Genomic DNA, 21644 nt, shown 5'->3' on the forward strand with positions numbered 1-21644 from the left:
CGAGAGGCAAGGAATCCCCGACATGAGCAACCCGTTCGAGAACCCCGAAGGCGTCTACTCCGTCCTCGTCAACGACGAGGGCCAGTACAGCCTGTGGCCCGACTTCGTGGACGTACCGGCCGGCTGGACGGTCGCGCACGGACCCGCCGCCCGGCAGGAGTGCCTGGACCACATCGAGGCCAACTGGACGGACATGCGGCCCAAGAGCCTGGTCGACGGGGCCTGAGCACACGAAAGGGGGGCCGGTCCGAGTGATGAACTCGGGCCGGCCCCCCTTCAGTTGTGTCAGGAGGCGGGCTGCTCCACCTTCGTCGACGTCTTGCCGTCCACCGCCGCCGCGAGCTGCGGCACCAGCCGGTCGAGGACGTAGGGGATGCTCAACACGGTGGAGAGGGATACCGCGTTGCCGTAGTCACTGGTCTCCTTGATGAAGACCTCGCGGCCCTGCTTCACCACGTTCAGGTCGCCGTAGATCTTGTCGTCGTGCAGCTTGGTGACGGCCGTGGTGGTGTCCGGCACGATCCACACGGCGACCTTCTGGTCGAGCAGGTCGTAGCGCTCCTTGCTGATGTTGGCGCCGAACGTGTCGCCGATGACCTTGTCGAGGTCCTTCGGGAGCGAGAAGCCCAGGTCGGACAGGAGGCGGGAGCGCGGGTCCTGGCTGCCGTAGACGAAGACGCCCTCGTACGGGGTGGCCATGACGGCCGAGGCGCCGGCGAAGGCGGGGTTGGCCTTCTTGGCCGCGTCGAACTTGGCCTCGACGCCCGCCACCAGGGTCTTGGCCTCGGCCGACTTGCCGAGGGCCTGGCCGATCTCCTCGGTCTGCTGCTGCCACGGCACGCCGTAGTCGTTGTACGCCTTCGGCTGGGCGACGACCGGCGCGAACTGCGACAGGCTCTGGTACTGGGCCTTGGTCAGGCCCGAGTAGACGGCGAGGATCAGATCGGGCTTGAGGGCGGCGATCTTCTCCACCTGCGGGCCGGTGCCGGTGTCCTTGAGGACGGTCGGCGCGGGCGAACTGCCCAGCTTGTCCGCGGCCCACGGGCCGATGGCGCCCTTGTAGCCGCCGAGCCACTCGGTCGTGCCGACGGGCACCTTGCCCAGGGCGAGGACGGCGTCCTGGTCGGTGAGGCCGACGGTGACGATCCGCTTGGGCTCGGACTTGATCGTCGTACTGCCGAACTTGTGGGCGATCGTCACGGGGAACGCGTCGGCGGAGACCTTCGCCTCCGAACCCGCCGTCTCCGAAGAGGACGAATCGGAACCGGAGTCGGAGGAACCGCAGCCCACCGCCGTGACGGCCAGCAGGAGTACGGAGGCGAGCAGGCCGGACAGCCGGGAGGCTCTGGTGGCGCGGGGCATCGGATGATCCTTCTGTTCGTCGCGATGGGTCGGCGGGGGGTGACAGGTTCAGGGGGTGTCGGCGGAGCGGCTGTCGGACCAGGCCTGCCAGAGAGCGGCGTACTGGCCCCGGGCGGCGAGGAGTTCGTCGTGCGTGCCGTTCTCCACGACCCGGCCGGCGCTGAGGACGACCACCCGGTCCGCGGAGGCGGCCTGGCTCAGCCGGTGTGCCACGACCAGCGCGGTACGGCCGCGCAGGGCCTGTTCGGCGGCCTCGTCGAGCTGACGGGCGCCCGAACTGCCCGCCTCCGCCGTCGCCTCGTCGAGCACGACGACCGGCGGGTCGGCCAACAGCAGGCGGGCCAGGGCGAGTTGCTGGGCGCGGTCGGCGGTCAGTCGGTGACCGCCGTCGCCCACGACCGTGCCCAGGCCCTCCGGCAGCGCCTCGGCCCAGCCGAGAGCGCCCACCGTTTCGAGCGCCTCGCGCAGTTCCTCGATGTGCGCGTCGGGGCGGGCCAGTCGCAGATCGTCGACGAGCGGCCCGGCGAAGACATGGACCTCCTGCGTGACGAGCCCGACCAACTGCCCGGCCTCGTCCGGCTCTTCGCCGCCGACGTCGATCCGGCCCGCCTTCGGGCGGTGCAGCCCCGCGACCAGTTTGGCGAGCGTCGTCTTGCCCGCACCGGTCGTCCCGACCAGCGCGACCCGCTCCTTGGGCCGGATCTCCAGGTCGACGTCGTGCAGCACCGGGCGGCCCGGCACGTACGCGTGCGAGACACCGGTCAGCGTCACAGACGGGGGTCCGGCCGCGGTCGTACGGTCGTCAGCGCGCGCGGCGGCCACCGGCGCGGGTTCGTCCACGACCCCAACGAGCCGTGCCAGTCCGGCCGTTGCCGACTGGGCGTCGTCCAGCAGCACCAGCGCGGTGTTGACCGGCCCGAAGAGACTGTGGAAGTACAGCGCGGCGGCGGTCGCCGTACCGACCGAGGCGGAACCGTCGCGCACCAGCAGGAACCCGGTGACCAGGACGGCGGACAGCCCCAGATACTCCGCGATGTGCAGCCGACTGTAGAAGCGCAGCATCAGCCGCACCCCTCTCATCGTCAACTCCACGGCGGCGCGCGAGCGTTCGGTGACCTGCCGGGTGTGCCCCTGCTGCAAGCGGTACGCCCGCACCGTCCGCGCCCCGCCGATGGTGTCCAGCAACTGCTGCTGCTGGGTACCGGTCGCGATGCGTTCCTTGGCGTACAGGGGAACGGCGTTGCGCACATACCAGCGGGCGGTGTGTGCCTGCACGGGCACGGCGATCAGCGCGGCGAGGAGGAAGCGCCAGTCCAGCAGGGCGAGCGCGCCCAAGGTCAGCACTATCGACAGCGCGGACCGCGCCAGTTCGGGCAGCGCGCCGCGCACCGCGTCCGCGACCCGTGAAACATCGCGCGTCACACGGGAGTTGAGGTCACCGGACCCGGCCTTCTCGATCCGGTCGAGGGGCAGCGACAGCGCCCGCTCGACGAACAGTTCACGCAGCCGCGCGAGCGCTGTCTCCCCGAGCCGGGACACCAGCGACATGCCGAGTGCGGTGGTCACGCCTTGAACGACGGCGACCCCGGCGAGCGCGACCACGGGCAGGGTGAGCGCGTCGGTGGAGCGGCGCTCGGTGACCACGTCGACGATGTGGCCCAGCAGCGGCTGGGTGAGCAGTCCCACGGCCGTGGCGACCACCATCAGCCCGAACCCTGCGAAGGCCAACCCCCGCTGCGGACGCAGGAGTTCACGGACCGCGGCACGGGTACGGGCGGGCGTGGCGGTGGGGAGCAGAGCGCGGTCGGAGGCCGTCGAGGTGTCTGCCGTGTCCGTCCGTATGTCTTCCGTCGTCATGCCAGCACCGCCGTCCGGTAGGTCGCGTCGGTCCGCACCAGGTCCGCGTGGGTGCCCTCGGCGCCGACCCGGCCGGCGTCGAGGAGGATCACGTGGTCGGTGACGGCGAGAAGTGCCGGACTGTTGGTCACGACGATCGTGGTCCGGCCCTGCCGGTACTCGCGCAGCCCCTCCGCGATCCGGGCCTCGGTCACCGTGTCCACGGCGGTCGTCGGATCGTGCACCACCAGGACCGGCGACCCGGCCCCCAACGCCCTTGCCAGCAGGACGCGTTGACGCTGCCCGCCCGACAGGGACCGGCCGCCCTCACCGACCCCGGTGGAGGCGCCGTACGGCAGCGACTCGGCAACCTCATCGGCACGGGCGGCGGCCATGGCGTGCTCGGTGCGGAGCGCAGCCTCCTCGCTCGCCGACTCCTCCTCCGGCGTCACGTTCTCCGCCAACGAGCCCTCGAACAGGGCCGCGTCGTGGGCAGCGACCAGCACCGCCGCCCGAAGTGCCGTCGGATCCAGCCGGGTCAGCGGCACACCGTCCAGCTCGACGGAGCCCGACTCGGGGTCGGTCTCCCGGCCCAGGCAGCGCAGCAGGGCCTCGGCGCCGGCCGGATCCGTCACCGCGATGCCGGTCAACTGCCCGGCGCGCAGGTCGAGATCGATGCCGTCGAGGCCGCCGAGCCGCACCCCCCGCAGTCGCAGTTCGCCGCGCACGGGCTCGGTGACGGGATCGTCGCCGTCCACGACGGCGGGCCCGGTCGCGAGCACCTCCGCGACCCGGGCGGCCGAGGCCCGGCCCTGCGCCAGCTCGGCGTTGACCCACGCGAACGTCTCCAACGGCCCCAGCAGGAACAGCGCGAGCCCCACCGCCGACACCAACTGGCCCAACGTAAGGGACCCGTTGAGAGCGAGCCGTCCGCCCACCAGGGCGATCAGCGCGATGAACCCACCCGTGAGCGCGAGCACGAGCCCGGTCTGCCAGGACTCGGCACGCGCCGAACGCAGCGTGGCGGCAAGGGAGATACGACTGGTACGCCGATACCGCTCGACGGCCGCCTGCTGCGCGCCCAGCCCCTTCAGCACCCGCAGCCCGGCCACCAGGTCGGCAGCCACCCCCGAGGCGTGCGCGGCCCGGTCCTGCTCGGCCTCGCTCCGCCGCTCCAGCGGCTTGCTCAGCAAATGCCCCAGCCACAGCAGAACGGGCGTGCCCAGCAACACGATGAGCCCGAGCGTCACGGAGATCAGCAGCAGCGCCACGGCGCTCACGGCGACTCCGGCGATCGCCCAAATCCCGCTCATCAGCGCCATGTTGACCGCGCCGACCCGCTTGGCGTCCTCGGTGGCGACATTGGCCAGCTCACCGGGCAGCCGCCCCTCCTCGGCGCCGCCGCGCGCATCGAGCACCCGGCCCACGATCGCCAACCGCAGTGTGTGTGCGGCCTCTTCGGCGCCACGCTCACCGGCCTTGGCGCCGAGCCGGAAGCTCCACGACAGCGTCACGTACATGAAGGCCAGCACGCCGAGCCAGAGCGCCAGCCGCCCCGCGTCCTGACCGGCGACGGCCTGGTCGATGACGACACCGATGAGCACCGGCACCAGGGCTTCCCCCAGTTGGTGCACGCATCCGAGCGCCGAGCCGAGAGCGACGCGCCGTAGCTGTCCCTTGACCGAGCGCGTCAGGACGTCCCGCCCCGACAGTTCCCCTGCTCCCACCAGCCACCCTCCGGAAACCGGCCAACTTAGGCAAGGCTACCTTAAGTGAATTGGAGGAAGTGGGAGCCCTTTCTGCCCGCTCAGTAGGTAACGGAGCGGTTCCGATACGGTCGATCGGCGGGGCGTCGACGCGCGACGCCGGGCGGTAGGCTTCCCGAGCGCGCCCTTTTGCGCGGCGCTCGCACGCAAGGCAGTACGTGAATTCGGGAGGACCGGCGTTGCACGTCCAGGAATGGCTCGACACGGTTCCCCCGGTGGCCGTCTACGCCGTGGTGGCGCTGGTCATCGGGGTGGAGAGCCTGGGCATCCCGCTGCCGGGCGAGATCGTCCTGGTCTCGGCGGCGCTGCTCTCCTCCCAGCACTCCGGCATCAACCCGATCGTCCTCGGCGCCTGCGCCAGCCTCGGCGCGGTGATCGGCGACTCCATCGGCTACGCGATCGGCCGCAAGGGCGGACGCCCCCTGCTCGCCTGGCTCGGCAACAAGTTCCCCAGACACTTCAGCGAGGGCCATGTGGCCACCGCTGAGCGCTCGTTCGAGAAATGGGGCATGTGGGCCGTCTTCTTCGGCCGCTTCATCGCCCTGCTCCGCATCTTCGCCGGCCCGCTCGCGGGCGTACTGCACATGCCCTACTGGAAGTTCCTGACCGCCAACCTCCTCGGCGGAGTCGTCTGGGCAGGCGGCACGACGGCAGTCGTCTACTACGTAGGCATCGTCGCCGAGGACTGGCTGAAGCGTTTCTCGTACTTCGGCCTGGCAGCGGCGGTACTGGTGGGCCTGGCCTCCATGCTGATGGTGAGGCGCAAGGCCCAGAAGATGTCAGCAGAGAAAAAGGAACCCGCACCGGCAAACGCCGGCGAGTAACGAAGGGGCGCGGGGCTGTGTTTGATATGCGGCTCCGCCGCGTGGGCGCGCCCAGCCACAGCCAACCCGCACCCGCCAGCCGGTCTACTGATGCACTTCGCGATGCGCCTTGGCCAACTCCGCGTACATGGTCCCGTTGAGGGTCAACCCTTCCCGTTCCTCACTGGTAAGTGCCCGCCGCACCTTCGCCGGCACCCCCGCGACCAGTGACCCCGCCGGCACCACCATCCCCTGCGGCACCAACGCCTGCGCGGCAACCAGCGAACCCGCCCCGATCACCGCCCCGTTGAGCACCGTAGCCCCCATCCCGATCAAACAGTCGTCCTCGACGGTCGCCCCGTGCACAACGGCGTTGTGCCCCACGGACACCCGCTCCCCGACAGTCACCGGAAACCCGGGATCGGCGTGCAGCGTGCAGTTGTCCTGGATATTGCTGCTCGCCCCGACGGTGATCCGCTCGACGTCACCGCGCAACACGGCGCCGTACCAGACGCTCGCCCCCGCGGACACCGTCACATCCCCGATCAGCGACGCCGTGGGGGCGACGAACGCCGACTCGTCGACCTTCGGTTCCCGGCCGCCGATACCCGTGATCAACGCCTTGTGCGTCATCGTGCTCTCCCTCTCGTCGAAGACACCCGCACCGTATGTCATGCGGTGGGGCGAAGATCACAGCGGCCGGACCTCATGGGTGCGGCTCACGCTGAGTACCGTGAGCGGGTGCCCAAGCGCAAGAACACGTTCTCGAAATGGCCGCGCCACCTCGCGCAGCGCGCCGTCCACACAGGCTGGGCCTGGGTGCAGCGCACGGGCTCGGTGACGGCCGAGAACCCCGGCCGCTTCCGCTTCGGCTCCATCGGCGAGGCCACCCGCCTCGCCTTCCCGCTCGGCACCGTCTTCGGTGAACCGTGGATCCACCTCGGCGCCCACTGCATCGTCGGCGAACAGGTCACCCTCACCGCGGGCCTGATGCCCGACCTCGACCTCGGCCCCGACCCGATCCTGCGGCTGGGCGACGGAGTCGTCCTCGGCCGCGGCAGTCACGTCATCGCCGACACGACGGTCACCATCGGCAGCGACTGCTACTTCGGGCCGTACGTCTACGTCACCTCCACGAACCATTCCTACGACGACCCGCACGAGCCCATCGGCAAGCAGTGGCCGCGCATGGAACCCGTCGAGATCGGACCGGGCTGCTGGATCGGCACCGGCGCGGTGATCCTGCCGGGTGCGCGGATCGGCCGGAACGTGGTGGTGGCGGCCGGCGCGGTGGTCCGGGGGACCGTGCCCGACCACGCCGTGGTGGCGGGGGCGCCCGCACGGGTCGTACGCCGCTGGACTCCGGCGGAGGGCTGGCAGCCGCCGTTGCGGACGCCCGCGCCGGTGCCGATCCCCGAGGGCGTCACGCCGGACCAGTTGAACGCGCTGGCGGGCCTGGACGAGGAGACCGCGGCGCGGCTCGCCGAACTCGACGACGACACGATCGCGCGGCTGGCTGAACTGGACGCGGAAGCCTGATCCCGCACCGGGGCGGAGGCCCGCACCGGCCCCCACCCTCCGTTGCTGCTCACCCCGTGGCGAGCAGCAACGTCCCCACCAACGCGAGCCCCGCCCCCGCGGCCTGCACAGCCCGCAGCCGCTCACTCAGGAATCCTCGCGCGGCCAGGGACGTCACCACCGGATAGAGCGAGGCGAGCACCGCAGCAACGGTCACCGGCCCGTGCTGCGCGGCGATCGAGTACGTCCCGTTGGCCGCGACATCGGCGAGCCCCACGAAGGCCAGCGCGGGCAGCGAACCCCAGCGGAACCCGCCTTCCGGGAGCGCGATCCCGCCCCGCCGCACGGAGACGTAGAGCGCGGCCCCACCCGTGGCCACGTTCGTCAGCCGCTGCACGAACAGGGCGAGGAACAGGCCGGTGACGGTGGTGGACGCCTCCGCGATCAGCGCGAACACCGTGCCGAAGCCGAGCGCGGCGATCAGCGTGAGCAGGATGGTCTGCCGCTGCACGGGCGCACCGCGCAACTGCGGTCCGCCCGCCAGGACGACTCCGGTAACGGCGACGGCGATCCCCGCCACCTGCATCAGACCGGGCCGCTCCCCGAGGAACAGCCCGACGCCGACCGGCACGGCGACGCTCAGGGTGGCGAGCGGTGAGACGACGCCCATCGGGCCCAGCGCGAGCGCCTTGTAGAAGGAGAGGAGCGCGATCGGCCCCACCAGTCCCGCCGCGAACGCGAACCACAGGCGCGGCCCGGCCTCGCTCCAGCCTCCGGTGGCGATCACGACCGCGCCGAGCACGGCCGCCGCGATCCCCTGCGACACCACGACGACCGTCAGCGCGGGGGACCTCCGGGTCAGCAGACCTCCGCCGAAGTCGGCCAGCCCCCACAGGAGGCTGGTGGCCAGGGCGAAGAATGCTGTCACGGGGTGCCTCGCAGTACAGTTCGGTGAACAATCGGGTGCATCACACCGTAGTTCAGCAAAGTGAACTCTGTCATCCATGATATTGAACTAAATCGAACTGAAGGTATGGACGGAACGTGTCGGACCTCGACCTGCTGAACCAGTCCCTGGCGCGCAACGTCAAGCACTGGCGCTCGGTGCGCGGCTTCACCCTGGACGTACTGGCCGCGCGGGCCGCCGTCAGCCGGGGCATGCTCATCCAGATCGAGCAGGCCCGCACCAATCCCAGCATCGGTACGGTCGTCAAGATCGGCGACGCCCTCGGGGTCAGCATCACCACCCTGCTCGACTACGAACAGGGCCCGAAGGTCCGCATCGTCCCTGCCGACCGGGCGGTACGGCTGTGGCACACCGAGGCCGGCAGCTACAACCGCCTCCTCGCCGGCACCGAGGCGCCCGGACCGCTGGAGATGTGGGACTGGCGGCTGATGCCGGGGGAGAGCAGCCCCTCCGAGCCGCACCCCACCGGCACCGTCGAACTCGTCCATGTCACCGCCGGCGAACTGACCCTCACCGTGGACGGCGAGGACCACCTCGTCCCGGCCGGCGCGAGCGCCACCTTCGAGGCCAACACCCTGCACACATACGGGAATCGGGGCGAGGTACCGATGGAGATGGTGATGGCGGTGTCCGTCCCGCCGGTGCACCGGGACGCCCCGTGAACGGCCGCCGCACGACTGTTAGCGTGCCGTCATGCGCGCACCCATCGGACACTTCGACCACGCCACCCCGGCCCCCGACTGCCTCGGCGAACTGATCCGCCCGGTCGCCGAGGCAGTGCGCGGCTGGCACGGCAGCGTCCCCGCCGAGCAGATCGTCTACGTCGACACCGACCCGGAGTGGGCCGACACCGCCACCTTCGTCGAGCACTACGGCCGGGAGCTGCTGGAGCAGTCCGCGAACTGCGTGGTCGTCGCCGGGAAGCGCGGCGGCGAGACCACACTGGCCGCCTGCGTGGTCCTGTCCACCACCCGCGCCGACGTCAACGGCCTGGTCCGCCGCCAACTAGGCGCCCGCAAGGCCTCGTTCGCCTCCATGGACACGGCGACCGGCGAGAGCGGCATGGAGTACGGCGGCATCACACCCATCGGACTCCCCGCCGACTGGCCGGTGTTGGTGGACTCCGCCGTCGTCGACCTCCCGTACGTCCTGGTCGGCAGCGGACGCCGCCGCGGCAAACTCCTCGTCCCCGGCAAGGCGTTCGCGGAGATTCCGGGCGCGGTCGTACTCGAAGGTCTAGGGGTCGCCTGACCTCAGGCCATGCTGTGGTGGTGGGCCAACTCCCCGTGCGGGTCGGCCTCGCCCGGCACCGGTGCCGGGTCGGCGTGCACCAGAGCCGCGGTGAGCCTCGGCACCGCGTGCAGCAGCGCGTGTTCCGCCGCCACGGCGACGGCGTGGGCCTGCCGTACCGTCGCCTCCCCGTCCACGACCACCGCCACCTCGGCGCGCAGCCGGTGCCCGATCCAGCGCAGCCGCAACTCGCCCACCCCACGCACCCCTTCGACCTCCCGGACGGCGTGCTCGGCCCGGTCCACGAGTTCGGGATCCACGGCGTCCATCACCCGCCGGAACACCTCGCGCGCCGCGTCCCGCAGCACCAGCGCGATGGCGGCGGTGATCGCCAACCCCACGAGCGGATCGGCGAGTTGCCACCCCAGCGCCGAACCGCCGGCGCCGATCAGCACGGCCAGAGAGGTGAACCCGTCGGTACGGGCGTGCAGTCCGTCGGCGACCAGCGCGGCCGACCCGATCTCCCGCCCGACCCGGATCCGGTACCTGGCCACCCACTCGTTGCCGACGAAACCGGCCAGCGCGGCCCCGGCGACCGCCATGACATGCGTGACCGGCCGTGGATCGAGCAGCCGGTCCACCGCCGCCCAGGCCGCGAAGGCCGCCGACGCGGCGATCGTCAGCACGATCGCGATCCCGGCCAGGTCCTCGGCCCGGCCGTAGCCGTAGGTGAAGCGCCGGGTCGCCGCGCGGCGGCCGAGCACGAACGCGATGCCCAGCGGTACGGCGGTCAGCGCGTCCGCCGCGTTGTGCACGGTGTCGCCGAGCAGCGCGACCGACCCGGAGACGACCACTACGACCGCTTGCGCCAGGGACGTCGCACCGAGCACCGCGAGCGACACCCAGAGCGCGCGCATCCCGCGGGCCGAGGACTCCAGGGCGGAGTCGAGCTTGTCGGCGGTCTCGTGGGAGTGGGGGGTGAGGAGGTGTCGGATGCCCTTGGGGGAGTGGTGATGATGGTGCTCGTGATCATGGGTGTGGTGGTGCTGGTCGCTCACGTGCGTCCCCTTCCGGTGCGTGGGTGGACGTACGGCGCCCACAGAACCATTATGTGCGTATGGGTGCACGCATGCACCTATCGCCTGCGCACGATGCGCATCCGCGCACCCCGGGCGAGGAACAGTTCGCGCTGGCCGCCGAACTCCTGGCCCTGCTCGGCGACCGCACCCGCCTGACCCTCCTCCATGCCCTGGCGGCGGGCGAGGCTGACGTCACCACGCTCACGGAGGCGTGCGACGCGGCCCGCCCGGCCGTCGGCCGGCACCTGGCGCGGCTGCGTCTCGGGGGCCTGGTGACCACGCGGAAGGAGGGCCGCCGGGTGATCTACGCGTTGAGCGACGGTCATCTGCGACGGCTCGTCGACGAGGCGTTGAACGTGGCGGACCACCGGGTGAGCGACCGCCCGCCGCACGACTGACGGTCCGTCAGCCGGCCGGGTCCTTGCCGAGGTACGACTCCGCGAACGCGAGCCCGGCGGAAGGGGATTGGAAGACCCGGCGCAGTCGCGCGAGGGTGGTGCCCGCGAGGTACGGGTCGCCGGACGAGGCGCCGTGGTACACCTCGGAGAGCCAGCGGGAGAACTCCTGGTACTCCCAGACCCGGCCCAGACAGGCCTCGGAGTAGCCGCCCAGGCCCGCCGATTCGCCCCTCGTGAGGTGGGCGACGAGCGCGTCGCCGAGCAGGAAGGCGTCGTGCAGGGCGAGGTTCATGCCCTTCGCGGCGATGGGCGCGGTGAGGTGGGCCGCGTCGCCCGCGAGATGGAGCCGGCCGAACACCATCGGTTCGACAACGTAGTTGTGCATGTCGAGCACGCGCTTCTCGATCAGCCGGCCCTCGGTCAGCGGCGGGGCGCCGGTCGCGGCGAGCCGGTGCTGCAACTCCGACCAGACGCGGTCGTCCGACCAGTTGGCGGGGTCGTCGCCGGGCGGGCACTCCAGGTAGTAGCGGGTGACCTCGGGGCTGCGCGCCATGTGCCCGGCGAAGCCGCGCGGATGAACGCCGAACAGGACGCAGTCCGAGGACGGCGGCGCCTCGGCGAGCAGCGCGAGCCAGCCTATGCCGTAGTCGTGCCGCGCGACGCGGGCCCGCTCCGGGGGTATCGCGGCCCGGCTCACCCCGCGCGCACCGTCGCAGCCCGCGACGAAGTCCCCGTGCACGAGCTGCCGTTGACCGGTCTCGTCGGTGTACGACACCGCCGGACGGTCGGTGTCCAGGTCGTGCAGCTCGACGTCCCGCACGCCGAAGCGGATCTCGCCGCCGCGCACGTCCGCGTACTCCCGCACCAGGTCCGTCACCAGCAACGGCTGCGGATAGACGTAGTGGTGATGCCCCGTCAACTCCGTGTAGGAGAACCGGTGCCGCTGCCCGCCGAAGCGGAACTCGCACTGGGTGTGCCGCTGTGCCCGTTCCAACAGGTTCTGGGCGAGGCCGCGTTGCTCAAGGCCGCGGACGGCCCACTCCTCGATGACCCCGGCCCGGGGCCGCTGTTCGATGAACTCCCTGGTCTCGGTCTCCAGGACCAGACAGTCGACTCCGGCCGCGCGCAGGATGCAGCCGACGGTGAGCCCGGCGGGTCCCGCGCCCACGACGACGACCGGAAAGCGGGGAGCGGAGGGCGAGTTGGGGTGGGGGGAGGCAGAAGTCACCGGCCCAGTATGACGGTGTCCGGACAACCCGAAACCGGCCGCCGGGACGGGGGCCGGTTCGGATCGCGGGGAAGTCGGATCAGGAGTGGATCTTGATGGGGGTGGTGCAGAGGCTCTTGGCGGCGATGTCGCCGGTGACCTCGCTCAGGCAGAGCCGCATGGTGGTCCCGTTGGCGTACTTCTTGTTGAACTTCGCGGGGAAGTAGACGCCATAGTCGTCTTCGGTCTTCGGCGACTTCTTGCTGGAGGCCAGCTTCCCATTGATGTACAGCGTCAACTTCGGCTTGCCCGAAATCCCCATGAAGCGCCCGTAGATTGAACTGACGGTCCGGCCGGTTCCCTTCACTTCGAGGCACACCATGTTCGACTCCTCAGTCGTCACCTGGTGAGTCGAGCACTCATGCGCCGACGCGAACGCGGTGCCGGTACCGGTGAAGACGAAGACAGTGGTCAGTAGCGGTGCAAGGAGGGCCAGGGCGGCGGTCCGCAGGTTTCTGGTCTTCACTGTGTGCTGGTTCCCCGTTCTGTGTTCTGAGTAATTCCGCCTGATATTCAGGGTCTTGTTCGATGTTCGCCGCAGTGGCGAGGGAGGTCAGTGCGCGGGCGCGTCCGTGATCACGACCTCGTCGATGCTGCGCTCGATGTCCTCGACCGTGGACGAGGTCGCCTTGGCCCAGTAGTAGATGACTAGGGAGAAGGCGGCGATGAGCAGGATGTCCCACCACAGCGGGATGTTGCCCTGGCCGCCGAAGCCGCCCTGCCAGGAGATCAGGCCCATGCCCAGGAGGTAGACGGGCAGCCACTGCGCGGCCTTGAAGTCCAGTCGGGGCGCGTCCGGCAGGTTGTTGCTGTGGGCGTAGTAGGCGTAGCCGCCGAGCAGGAGGTAGCCGAGCAGGATCGCCAGGCCGAGCCGCCACAGGGTGTCCCAGCCCGCCCAGTAGATGATCAGGTTGGCGACCACGAACGACAGCGGGGAGATCAGCTTGCCGGCCGGCAGTCGGTACGGGCGTTCCAGGCGCGGCAGTTTGTCGGCGAAGACGCCGTAGGCCAGCGGAGCGCCCGCGTACATCAGCACGCTCGCCGAGGTGATGAAACCGACCAGCTTGTGCCAGCTGGGGAACGGCAGGAAGCAGATCACGCCGGTCACGAAGGACATGATCAGGCCGAACCACGGCACACCGCGCGCGTCGGTCTTCGTGAAGAGCTTGGGGGCGTAGCCGTTCTTCGCCAGGCCGTAGGAGACGCGGGAGGTGGCCGTGGTGTAGATCAGGCCGGTGCCGCCGGGGGAGATGATCGCGTCCAGGTAGAGGATCCAGGCCAGCCAGCTGAGGCCGAGCAGAGTCGCGAGGCCGGCCCACGGGCCGCTGTCGCCCTTGAACGCGAGGTGGCCCCAGCCGTTGGCGAAGGTGCTGTGCGGCAGTGCGGCGATGAACACCACCTGGAGCAGGACGTAGATGACGGCACCGATCGCGACCGAGCCGAGCGTGGCGCGCGGCAGGTCCCGCTTCGGGTTGCGGCTCTCGCCCGCCAGCTGGATGGCCTGCTCGAAGCCGAGCAGAGCGAAGATGATGCCGCTGGTGCTGATCGCGGTGAGGACGCCCTTGGCGCCGAAGGGCGCGAAGCCCTCCGAATGGAAGTTGGCGGGGTGGAAGTTGCTCGCGGCGACGATGAAGATCGCGCCCAGTGGGACGGCTATCTTCCACCAGGTCGCGGCGCTGTTGGTGTGCGCGAGCACCCGTACGCCGAAGAAGTTCACGGCGACGAAGACCGCCATGAGCACGATCGCCACCAGCAGACCGCTGGTGGTCAGGGTCTTGTCGGCGTGCTGGAAATGCTGCGCCCACTTCCAGTGACCGGCGTAGCCGATCATGGCCTCGACCTCGATCGGCGCCACGGTCGCGGCCTGAAGCCAGGAGAACCAGCCGAACGACATCCCGGCGAGTCCGCCGAACGCGTAGTGCGGGTAGCGGGCCGTACCGCCCGCCACCGGGAACATGCCGCCGAGTTCGGCGTGCACCAGCGCCAGCAGCACGATCGCGACCGCGCCGATCACCCACGAGATGATCGCCGAGGGACCGGCCTGGATGACCGCGTCGTGTGCGCCGTACAGCCACCCGGAGCCGATGATCGAGCCGACCGACGCCCATGTCAGCCCGATCAGGCCGACATCCCTCCGCAAGCCGCTCGGATCCCTGGTGGCCTCCGGGACGGACTGGTCAACACTCACCATGTCAAGAGGCCTCTCGAAGTCAGCACGCATGCTTAACGGACGGGAGGCCTCAGGCTAGGAATGAATGAACACTTACAGAAGTCCGTTGCCTGAAATTTGACTTGCCTTCGAGGGCTTCTTTGACATGCCCACAGGCTTCTTACAGGGCCTTCTTACTCTGTCCGCCTCAGCCGCGGCCGAGCCGCGGTATCTCGATCGCCGGGCAGCGGTCCATCACCATCTCCAGACCCGCTGCCCGGGTCCGCTCGTACGCGGTCTCGTCGATCACGCCCAGCTGGAACCAGACGGCCTTCGCGCCCTTGGTGACCGCCTCGTCCGCGACCGCCCCGGCGAGGTCGCTGTTGACGAACACGTCGACGACGTCGACCTCGAAGGGGACGTCCGCGAGCGAGGCGTACCCCTGCTCGCCGTGCACCGTCTCCGCCTTCGGATGGACGGGGACGACGCGCTTGCCGAAGCGCTGGAGCACCTCCGCCACGCCGTACGCCGCGCGGGACCGGTTCGAGGACAGGCCCACGACCGCCCAGGTGTCACCGGACTCGGTGAGGATCTTGCGGACCGTTGCTGAGTCGCCGTACACGCTCGGCCTCCTTGATGTGCGTGCGGAGTCTGACGCGTGACACAACGGCGCACGGCGGGCGGGGATTCCCTCAGTGCGAGACCACCGAGGTGTCGAGGCAGCTGTCGTGGTGGTTGTGGGCGATCTCGATCCCGTGCTGCCCGTGAAGGCGATGGAGGCATACAGCTCACGCGTCTCGGCCCGCCCCGGGTAGAGCTGGCAGGTCCCCTTGGAGAAGGCGATTCTGACCGGTCGGCCGTGATCGACCTTCTTCGCGTGCCGCAGCGCCGCGACCACGGCGGGCGACGGGTCCTCCGCCGCCCACGAGCAGCGCGAGCACCACCCCAAGAAACACGGACCTGGACCGAGACCTAGCCCCTCAATGGTCTTGACGAGCAAGGGAGTTCAGGCTTTCGGCGCCGCCGTGCTCGCGCGGATCACCAGCTCGGGGTCGAAGAGGAGCTCGCCGACGGGGACGTCACGGTTGCCGACCAGGGCGAGGACACTGCGGCCCGCCTCCGAGGCCAGCCGGTCGGCCGGCTGGCGGACCGTGGTGAGCGGCGGGTCGACGAAGTCCATGATCATGGAGCCGTCGTAGCCGACCACCGACACATCGCCCGGGACGTCGTACCCCTGCCGGCGCGCGCCGCGGATCGCGCCCAGCGCCATGTAGTCGCTGGCGGCGACGATCGCCGTCGCGCCCCGGCCGAGCAGCGAGATCGCGGCGGACTGGCCGCCCTCCACGGTGTACGACTGCCGGACCACCCACTGCTCCGCGTCCTGGACCCCGCGCTTGGCGAGCGAGGCGACGAACCCGCTGACCCGCCGGTCGGCCGGCCGGTTGCCGACCGGCCCCGAGGCCATGCCGATACGGCGGTGGCCGAGCCGGTACAGGTGGTCCACCGCGAGTTCGGCGGCCAGCAGATCGTCCGTGGAGAAGACCGGCGCCTCGCTCACGCCCTCGAAGCGGCCGTTGATCCCCACGAACGGGATCCGGCGCGAGCGCAGGAGTTCGTACGCCTGCGGATCCGCGCCCTCGATCGTGTTGCTGGCCGAGAGGAAGACCACGGCGGCCACACCCCGGTCGGCGAGGGAGGTCACGAAGTCCAACTCCTGGACCCCGCCCGGGAAGCACGGGCACAGCACCGTCTTCAGACCGTGCGGGGCGAGCACCGACTCGATCCGTTCGGCGACATCGGCGAAGAACGGGTTGGAGACCAACTCGGTTACCACCGCGACGAGTTGCCCCCGCGTCTGCCGCTCGTAGCCGAGGTCGGCCATCGCCTGCTCGACGGCCTCGCGGGTCCTGCGCGATACGCCCTGGCGCCGGTTGATGACCCGGCTGACCGTGGCCTCGCTCACCTGCGCCCGGTCCGCGACTTCGGTGATGCCGACCTTCATACGGTTCCCTCCACCCCAACTTGCAGCAGTCGACTGAAAACTTTCAGTCCAACCTCCCGCGCAACATAGCAGCGAAACTGCGTGTCTTCCACGTTTCTTGCGCATGACCATTGAACCGCCACTTCGGCCCCTGCTAGCTTTCCGGCCACCACGCGGCGCCCATCCCGCAGTGACCGAAGACCCGGGAGACCCGATGAAGCCCTCAAGGCTCATGCTGCTCACCGCTGTTGCCCTGCTCGCACCGATGGCGCCCGCTCTGTCGGCCACCGCGTCCGCCGCTCCCCGCCCCCAACTCGCCATTCCCGACCCCGGGTTCGAGAACGGCGGCGTGGGCTGGACCTTCACCCCGGGCGCCGGCGTCGGCACCGGCAACAGACACGGCGGCCAGCGCTTCCTCTACCTCGACTCCGGCGCCGGCAAGAGCGGCCAGACGACCGTCGTCGCGCCCCGCGACGGGAGTTACGACTTCTCCGCGTGGATCGGCAGCGCGGGCACCGGCGGCACGTACACGGTCCGGCGCAACGGCGTGACCGTGGGGACCATCACCTTGCCGCAGCACCCCGGCTACGCCCGCTACACCATCAGCGACGTCAGGCTGAGGACCGGCGACCGGCTCCAGATCGAATTCGGCTCCGGCACCTCCTGGGTCAACGCCGACGACCTGATGATCTCGCCCGCCGCGCCCGCCGACCCCAAGGTCACCTCGTCCGACCCCTCGGTGGTCGAGATGTTCGCCTGGGCGCAGAAGAAGGCCAACAGCTGGGTCCAACTGCCCGGCACGGTGGGCCCGGTCAACGTCGACGAGCACCAGACCGGCGGCACCGGAACCGCGACGTACGAGCCCACCTACTGGGCCGGATACGCCAACCGCAGCGCCTACTACTCCCGCGACATGACCCACCAGCTCGTCGGCGCCCACCTCATCGGCCTCGACACCGAGAACGAGACGATGCTCCGCTCGTACGCGGCGTCGGCCACCGCCGAGAGCAAGTACTTCCCGGTCTGGTCCCTCAACTTCGACGCGAAGACGTACCTGAGCATCGACTACAAGAGCCCGGACAAATTCGTCCGCGAGGTGCCGGCCACCTTCGAACTCGTCGAGAAGGCAGCCCAGGCCTACCTCTGGACCGGCGACCGCAGATACGTGGACGACCCGGTGCTGTGGGACTTCTACCGCCACGCCACCGAGCAGTTCATCGACCTGCACAACTCCGCCAAGGACAACGGCAAGGTCAAGGTCGCCGAGGGCACCGGCCAGGGCATCTTCGCCGGCGCCGCCAGCTACAACGAACAGGACGGCGACGACCTCGCCGAGGCCGGCGACACCATCGCCACCGAGTACCAGGCTTACCTGGCGATGGCCGTGCTCGCCCGTGGCAAGGGCGACACCAAGCTGGCGAAGTCCTACGACAAGAAGGCCGCCGACCTGAAGACGTACTTCAACGACACCTGGAGCGGCACCGGCAGCGGCGCCGACATGGTCCGCGCCTACACCGTCTCCGGCACCCCGGTCACCGGCTGGGGCAAGGAGAACAGCGTCTTCATGCCTATGAAGCAGATCATCGACCCCGGCGCGCGCAACAACGCCTACCTCGACTACATCCAGCAGCAGGAACTGGGACCGCAGGGCTCACCCAACATCGAGTCGACGACCTACCTGCCCGACATGTTCTTCAAGAACAACCGCCCCGACACCGCCTGGCAGTGGATGCAGAAGATCTACGGCGAGCGCGAGACCCAGCACGTCAACTCCAGCCAGGGCCCCGACGGCGACTACCCCGAGGTGTCGTTCACGCTGGTCAGCCAGACCATCCAGGGCCTGATGGGCATCACACCGGACGCGCCGGACCACAAGGTGACCACCCAGTCCCAGCTGCCGACCGGAATGAAGTGGCTCCAGGCGGCGGACGTCCCCATCGGCACGGACACGGTCACCGTGCGGCACGACGGCGCCACGAAGACCACGCTCACGAACAACTCCCGCAAGGACTCCTACAGTTGGGAGGCCCGCTTCCCCGGCGTCCACAAGAAGATCGAGGTCAACGGCGTCGCACAGCACGTGCGCGTGAAGACGGTCCACGGCGTGACCTACACCTACGCGACGCCGACCGTCCGGGCCGGGGCGACGGCGGTCGTGCAGGTCGGCGGCTGACGCGAACTCCCGCTCACCGAGGGCCCCGTAGCGCGCCGGCGAGATCGTCGAGATACCGCGCGACGGGGCCCAGGGCGACCAGGCCACTGCCCGCCCCGGCCAACTCGGCTGCGGCGGGCGTCAGTTCGGCGTGTGCACGCTCCATCATGTCCCGGTCGCCCACGCCGATCGCCGCCCGCGCGGCCAGGCACCACAGTGCCTCGAACAGCAGGTCGCGCGGCGGCTCCGGGAGGGAACGCAGCGCGGCCCGGGCGTCGTTGGGCCGCCCCTGGGCCAGCGCCACGAGCGGCCGGGCCCACGGTTCGTACGGACCCCAGTCGACGGGTTCGTCGGTCTGCGCGGGCCGCCCGTTCCGCACCCGCAGACACAGCAGGGCCAGCGGCAGCAGCCCGTGCTCCAGCCCGGGCATTCCGGCTCCGTCCAGCCGCAGCGCCGCGTCCTGGTAGGCAGCCTCCACGTCCTCCGGCCGCGCACTCCCGCTCTCGGCGATCCGCACCACCCGGTACCACTGGGTGAACACGCCCACCAGCGGCAGTTCATGACGCTCCGCCAGCTGCTCGGCGGCGGCCGCGTGCCGGTCCGCTCCGCCGAAGTCGGCGAGGGCGCTACGAGCCTGGAGCCGGACGAGATGGCCGAGCACTTCGTGGGTGACGAGGCCGTGCCGGGCGGACAGGGCGACCAACTCGGCGCCGATTGCGTCCCGTTGCGGGGCGAGGCCGGCGCGCTCGAAGGTCTGCATGAACACCCCGTTGAGGGCGAAGGCCAGCAGCGCGGGGTCGTTGAGCCGGCGGGCGATGCCTTCCGCCTGGCGGGCGGCCTGGGGCCCGCGCGCGGAACGCGTACCGCGTGACTCCTGAGCGATCGTGGCCAACAGGCGGGCCCGCACCGCGAGTTGGGCGTCCGGCGGGAGCGCGGCAAGGGTGCGCTCGGCGGCGGCCACGGTCTCCGCCGCCAGCCGGGGATCGTCTACACGGGTCCAGATCGCCGGGACGTCGTAGGCGCCGATCACCCGCGCGGTGAGCTCCGGATCGCCCAGCTCGGCCGCTGCCGCGATCGCCGCGAGCCGATGCCCACGGGCCGCCTCCAGCCCGCCCCCACCGGTCACCGCGAGATCCCGCAACAGCCCCACGGCCGACTCCAGCCGCACCCGGGCACCGGCCGCCACGGTCCGGTCGTAGGCGGCGGTGGCGGCTGCCCACACTTGGTCCGCGGGACCGCTGTCCGCTGGCGAGTGGCCTTGTTCGTGTGGGCCGTTTGCTGCCTGTGCCTGTGCCTGTGCCCGTTCCCGCGGACTGCCGGGCCCGGTGTCGAGGTGCGGAGCATGCTCCAGGATGTCCGCCTCCAGCCGGCGCAGGGCCGGCCCCGGGTCCGCGCCGAGTTGTTCCACCAGGAGGGTGCGCGCGGCGCAGTACCGCGAGGGCGTCGCCCTGGCGGCCGGTGCGGTACAGGGACAGTGCCAGCAGTCGCCAGGCGTTCTCGCGCCAGGGGTGTTCGGCCGTATGCGCGTCCAGGTCCGGCACCGCCTCCGCGGCCCGGCCCAGGGTGAGTTGGGACTCGGCGCGGCGTTCGACGGCGTGCAGGCGCAGCTCGGCGAGGCGGGAGCGTTCCGTGCGGGCCCAGGTCTCCGCGTCGAAGTCGGCGTAGGCCGGTCCGCGCCACCAGCCGAGGGCCTCCTCCAGGTGGGTCAGTGCCCGTTCCGCCGGCAGGGTTCCGGCGGCGGTCACCGCCCGCTCGAAGCGCCAGGCGTCCACGGCCTCCGGTGCGGCCCGCAGCGCGTAGCCCGGGCCTTCGGTGACCAGCAACTGGGCCGGTGCGCGCGGTGGGCGCTCCGGTTCCAGGGCCCGGCGCAGGGCGGCGACGAACGTGCGCACCGCGCCCACCGCGTCGGCGGGCGGCTCCTCCCGGCCCGCCCACAGATCCTCGACCAGCCGCCCGACCGGGACGACCCGGCGCCGGGCCACGAGCAGCCGGGCCAGCACCGCCCGGTGTCGCGGCCCCCGCAGGGCGATCACGTTCCCGGCACCGTCCCAGGCCGTCACCGGCCCCAGCACCCCGAACGCGATCTCCATCACCGACCACCCTTTCCGGGGCATCGCCCCAGGTCACGGTAGCGCGCTCACCCGTTGCTCATCGGCGGGCGGCACGCTCGAAGACAGCAACGACAGCACAGACGAAAGCAGGGCGCACCATGCCACCGACCATCCCCGGCTTCACCTACCACCGCGTTCCCGTCGCGGACGGCGTGTCCCTGAACGCGGCCGTGTCCGGTTCCGGCAGCCCGGTCGTGCTGCTGCACGGCTTCCCGCAGACCCACCTCATGTGGCGCCATGTCGCCGCCGACCTCGCGGCCGACCACACCGTGATCTGCCCCGACCTGCGCGGCTACGGCGCGAGCGACAAGCCCGCCGAGACCGACGGGTCCGGTGACGGCTACGCCAAGCGCACCATGGCCGACGACATCGTGAACCTGGCCCACGCCCTGGGACACGAGCGCTTCGCCCTCGCCGGTCACGACCGCGGCGCCCTCGTCGCCTTCCGCGCCGGACTCGACCACCCGGACACCGTGACCCACCTCGCCTGTCTCGACGTACTCCCCACCCTCGACATGTGGGACGTGATGCACGGCGTCACCGCCGCCGTCGGCTTCCACCTCTACCTGATGGCCCAACCCCCGGGCCTGCCCGAGGAGTTGATCGCCGCCGCGCCCGACGCGTTCTTCGGCCACTTCCTCGACCTCTGGACCAACGACCCGCAGGCGATCCCCGCCGACGTCCGCACCGCCTACCTGGACGCCTGCCGCGCCGCGGTCCCTTCCATCGTCGCCGACTACCGAGCCTCGGCCGGCGTCGACCTCGCCCACGACCGGGCCGACCGGGACGCCGGAAACCACCTGCGGATGCCGGTCACCGTGCTCCAGCAGGACTGGGGCGCCGCCCTCGGCTTCGACGCGGCGGCGCTGTGGCGCGACTGGGCGCCTGACCTGCGGCACTCCACCGTGACCTGCGGCCACTTCATGGCGGAGGAGGCACCCGCCGACGTGGCCAAGGCACTCCGGGACCTGCTCGCCCGCTGACCGCGTTCCCCCTTGCCGGACCGCGCAGTACCGTCGGGACAG

The 21644-nt window shown here is 70.8% G+C and carries 19 protein-coding genes and 1 pseudogene; 8 read left to right on the forward strand and 12 right to left on the reverse strand.

The genetic code is table 11. The annotated features are described in order from the left end of the window. Positions 1-22 precede the first annotated feature (22 nt). A complete protein-coding gene (locus tag ACQHII_RS40260; protein WP_403658450.1) occupies positions 23-226 on the forward strand; it encodes an MbtH family protein in 204 nt (67 codons plus the stop codon). A gap of 59 nt (positions 227-285) precedes the next feature. Here the strand turns inward: ACQHII_RS40260 and ACQHII_RS40265 are convergent, their stop codons facing one another. The 3 genes from ACQHII_RS40265 to ACQHII_RS40275 are packed head-to-tail and all read right to left on the reverse strand — an operon-like array spanning position 286 to position 4925. Next, complete coding sequence (locus ACQHII_RS40265; RefSeq protein WP_427923870.1) at positions 286-1362, reverse strand: iron-siderophore ABC transporter substrate-binding protein; 1077 nt, start codon at positions 1360-1362, stop codon at positions 286-288. 48 nt (positions 1363-1410) lie between these two features. Then, complete coding sequence (locus ACQHII_RS40270; protein WP_427923871.1) at positions 1411-3219, reverse strand: ABC transporter ATP-binding protein; 1809 nt, start codon at positions 3217-3219, stop codon at positions 1411-1413. Further along, positions 3216-4925 (reverse strand): ABC transporter ATP-binding protein, encoded by a 1710-nt coding sequence (locus ACQHII_RS40275; protein WP_427923872.1) that lies wholly within the window; start codon positions 4923-4925, stop codon positions 3216-3218. The genes ACQHII_RS40270 and ACQHII_RS40275 overlap by 4 nt, the downstream gene beginning before the upstream one ends. 218 nt (positions 4926-5143) lie before the next feature. Here ACQHII_RS40275 and ACQHII_RS40280 point away from each other — a divergent pair, with 218 nt between their 5' ends. Further along, complete coding sequence (locus ACQHII_RS40280; RefSeq protein ID WP_427923873.1) at positions 5144-5788, forward strand: DedA family protein; 645 nt, start codon at positions 5144-5146, stop codon at positions 5786-5788. A gap of 84 nt (positions 5789-5872) precedes the next feature. Here the strand turns inward: ACQHII_RS40280 and ACQHII_RS40285 are convergent, their stop codons facing one another. After that, entirely contained in the window at positions 5873-6400 is a 528-nt protein-coding gene (locus ACQHII_RS40285) for a gamma carbonic anhydrase family protein (RefSeq protein ID WP_427923874.1), read from the reverse strand. Between the two features lie 108 nt (positions 6401-6508). Between ACQHII_RS40285 and ACQHII_RS40290 the strand changes: the two genes are divergently transcribed. Next, entirely contained in the window at positions 6509-7306 is a 798-nt protein-coding gene (locus ACQHII_RS40290) for an acyltransferase (protein ID WP_427923875.1), read from the forward strand. Positions 7307-7355: 49 nt separating this feature from the next. Here ACQHII_RS40290 and ACQHII_RS40295 read toward each other — a convergent pair whose 3' ends face one another. After that, the gene (locus tag ACQHII_RS40295) at positions 7356-8213 is read right to left on the reverse strand and encodes an EamA family transporter (RefSeq protein ID WP_427923876.1); all 858 of its coding nucleotides are present in this window, start codon (positions 8211-8213) and stop codon (positions 7356-7358) included. A gap of 116 nt (positions 8214-8329) precedes the next feature. Between ACQHII_RS40295 and ACQHII_RS40300 the strand changes: the two genes are divergently transcribed. Both ACQHII_RS40300 and ACQHII_RS40305 read left to right on the forward strand, forming a co-directional pair. Continuing rightward, positions 8330-8914: an XRE family transcriptional regulator gene (locus ACQHII_RS40300; protein ID WP_427923877.1), complete on the forward strand. Its 585-nt coding sequence runs from the start codon at positions 8330-8332 to the stop codon at positions 8912-8914. Between the two features lie 31 nt (positions 8915-8945). Continuing rightward, complete coding sequence (locus tag ACQHII_RS40305; protein ID WP_427923878.1) at positions 8946-9503, forward strand: YbaK/EbsC family protein; 558 nt, start codon at positions 8946-8948, stop codon at positions 9501-9503. Positions 9504-9505: 2 nt separating this feature from the next. Here the strand turns inward: ACQHII_RS40305 and ACQHII_RS40310 are convergent, their stop codons facing one another. Continuing rightward, positions 9506-10540 carry a cation diffusion facilitator family transporter gene (locus tag ACQHII_RS40310; RefSeq protein ID WP_427923879.1) on the reverse strand — a complete coding sequence of 345 codons (1035 nt, stop codon included), beginning with the start codon at positions 10538-10540 and terminating at the stop codon, positions 9506-9508. Between the two features lie 71 nt (positions 10541-10611). Between ACQHII_RS40310 and ACQHII_RS40315 the strand changes: the two genes are divergently transcribed. Then, complete coding sequence (locus ACQHII_RS40315) at positions 10612-10959, forward strand: ArsR/SmtB family transcription factor (RefSeq protein ID WP_427923880.1); 348 nt, start codon at positions 10612-10614, stop codon at positions 10957-10959. A 7-nt stretch (positions 10960-10966) separates the two neighbouring features. Here the strand turns inward: ACQHII_RS40315 and ACQHII_RS40320 are convergent, their stop codons facing one another. The 5 genes from ACQHII_RS40320 to ACQHII_RS40340 all read right to left on the reverse strand — a co-directional run bounded on the left by ACQHII_RS40320 (position 10967) and on the right by ACQHII_RS40340 (position 16377). Next, positions 10967-12187 carry a 4-hydroxybenzoate 3-monooxygenase gene (locus ACQHII_RS40320; RefSeq protein WP_427923881.1) on the reverse strand — a complete coding sequence of 407 codons (1221 nt, stop codon included), beginning with the start codon at positions 12185-12187 and terminating at the stop codon, positions 10967-10969. Between the two features lie 79 nt (positions 12188-12266). After that, positions 12267-12692 carry a hypothetical protein gene (locus ACQHII_RS40325; protein ID WP_427923882.1) on the reverse strand — a complete coding sequence of 142 codons (426 nt, stop codon included), beginning with the start codon at positions 12690-12692 and terminating at the stop codon, positions 12267-12269. A gap of 87 nt (positions 12693-12779) precedes the next feature. Beyond that, on the reverse strand, positions 12780-14417 hold the full coding sequence (locus ACQHII_RS40330; RefSeq protein ID WP_427923883.1) for an APC family permease: 1638 nt from the start codon (positions 14415-14417) through the stop codon (positions 12780-12782). A 166-nt stretch (positions 14418-14583) separates the two neighbouring features. After that, complete coding sequence (locus tag ACQHII_RS40335) at positions 14584-14997, reverse strand: CoA-binding protein (protein WP_427923884.1); 414 nt, start codon at positions 14995-14997, stop codon at positions 14584-14586. Between the two features lie 384 nt (positions 14998-15381). Further along, entirely contained in the window at positions 15382-16377 is a 996-nt protein-coding gene (locus ACQHII_RS40340) for a LacI family DNA-binding transcriptional regulator (RefSeq protein WP_427923885.1), read from the reverse strand. Positions 16378-16570: 193 nt separating this feature from the next. Between ACQHII_RS40340 and ACQHII_RS40345 the strand changes: the two genes are divergently transcribed. Further along, a complete protein-coding gene (locus ACQHII_RS40345) occupies positions 16571-18529 on the forward strand; it encodes a hypothetical protein (RefSeq protein ID WP_427923886.1) in 1959 nt (652 codons plus the stop codon). A gap of 13 nt (positions 18530-18542) precedes the next feature. On the opposite strand, the pseudogene ACQHII_RS40350 reads toward ACQHII_RS40345, so the two are convergent. Continuing rightward, positions 18543-20598, reverse strand: a pseudogene (locus ACQHII_RS40350) (BTAD domain-containing putative transcriptional regulator). A 119-nt stretch (positions 20599-20717) separates the two neighbouring features. Between ACQHII_RS40350 and ACQHII_RS40355 the strand changes: the two are divergent. After that, entirely contained in the window at positions 20718-21602 is an 885-nt protein-coding gene (locus ACQHII_RS40355; protein ID WP_427923887.1) for an alpha/beta fold hydrolase, read from the forward strand. The last annotated feature ends 42 nt before the right edge of the window (positions 21603-21644 follow it).

Source organism: Streptomyces sp. cg40, assembly GCF_050320165.1.
GTDB classification, from domain to species: Bacteria; Actinomycetota; Actinomycetes; order Streptomycetales; family Streptomycetaceae; genus Streptomyces; species Streptomyces hokutonensis.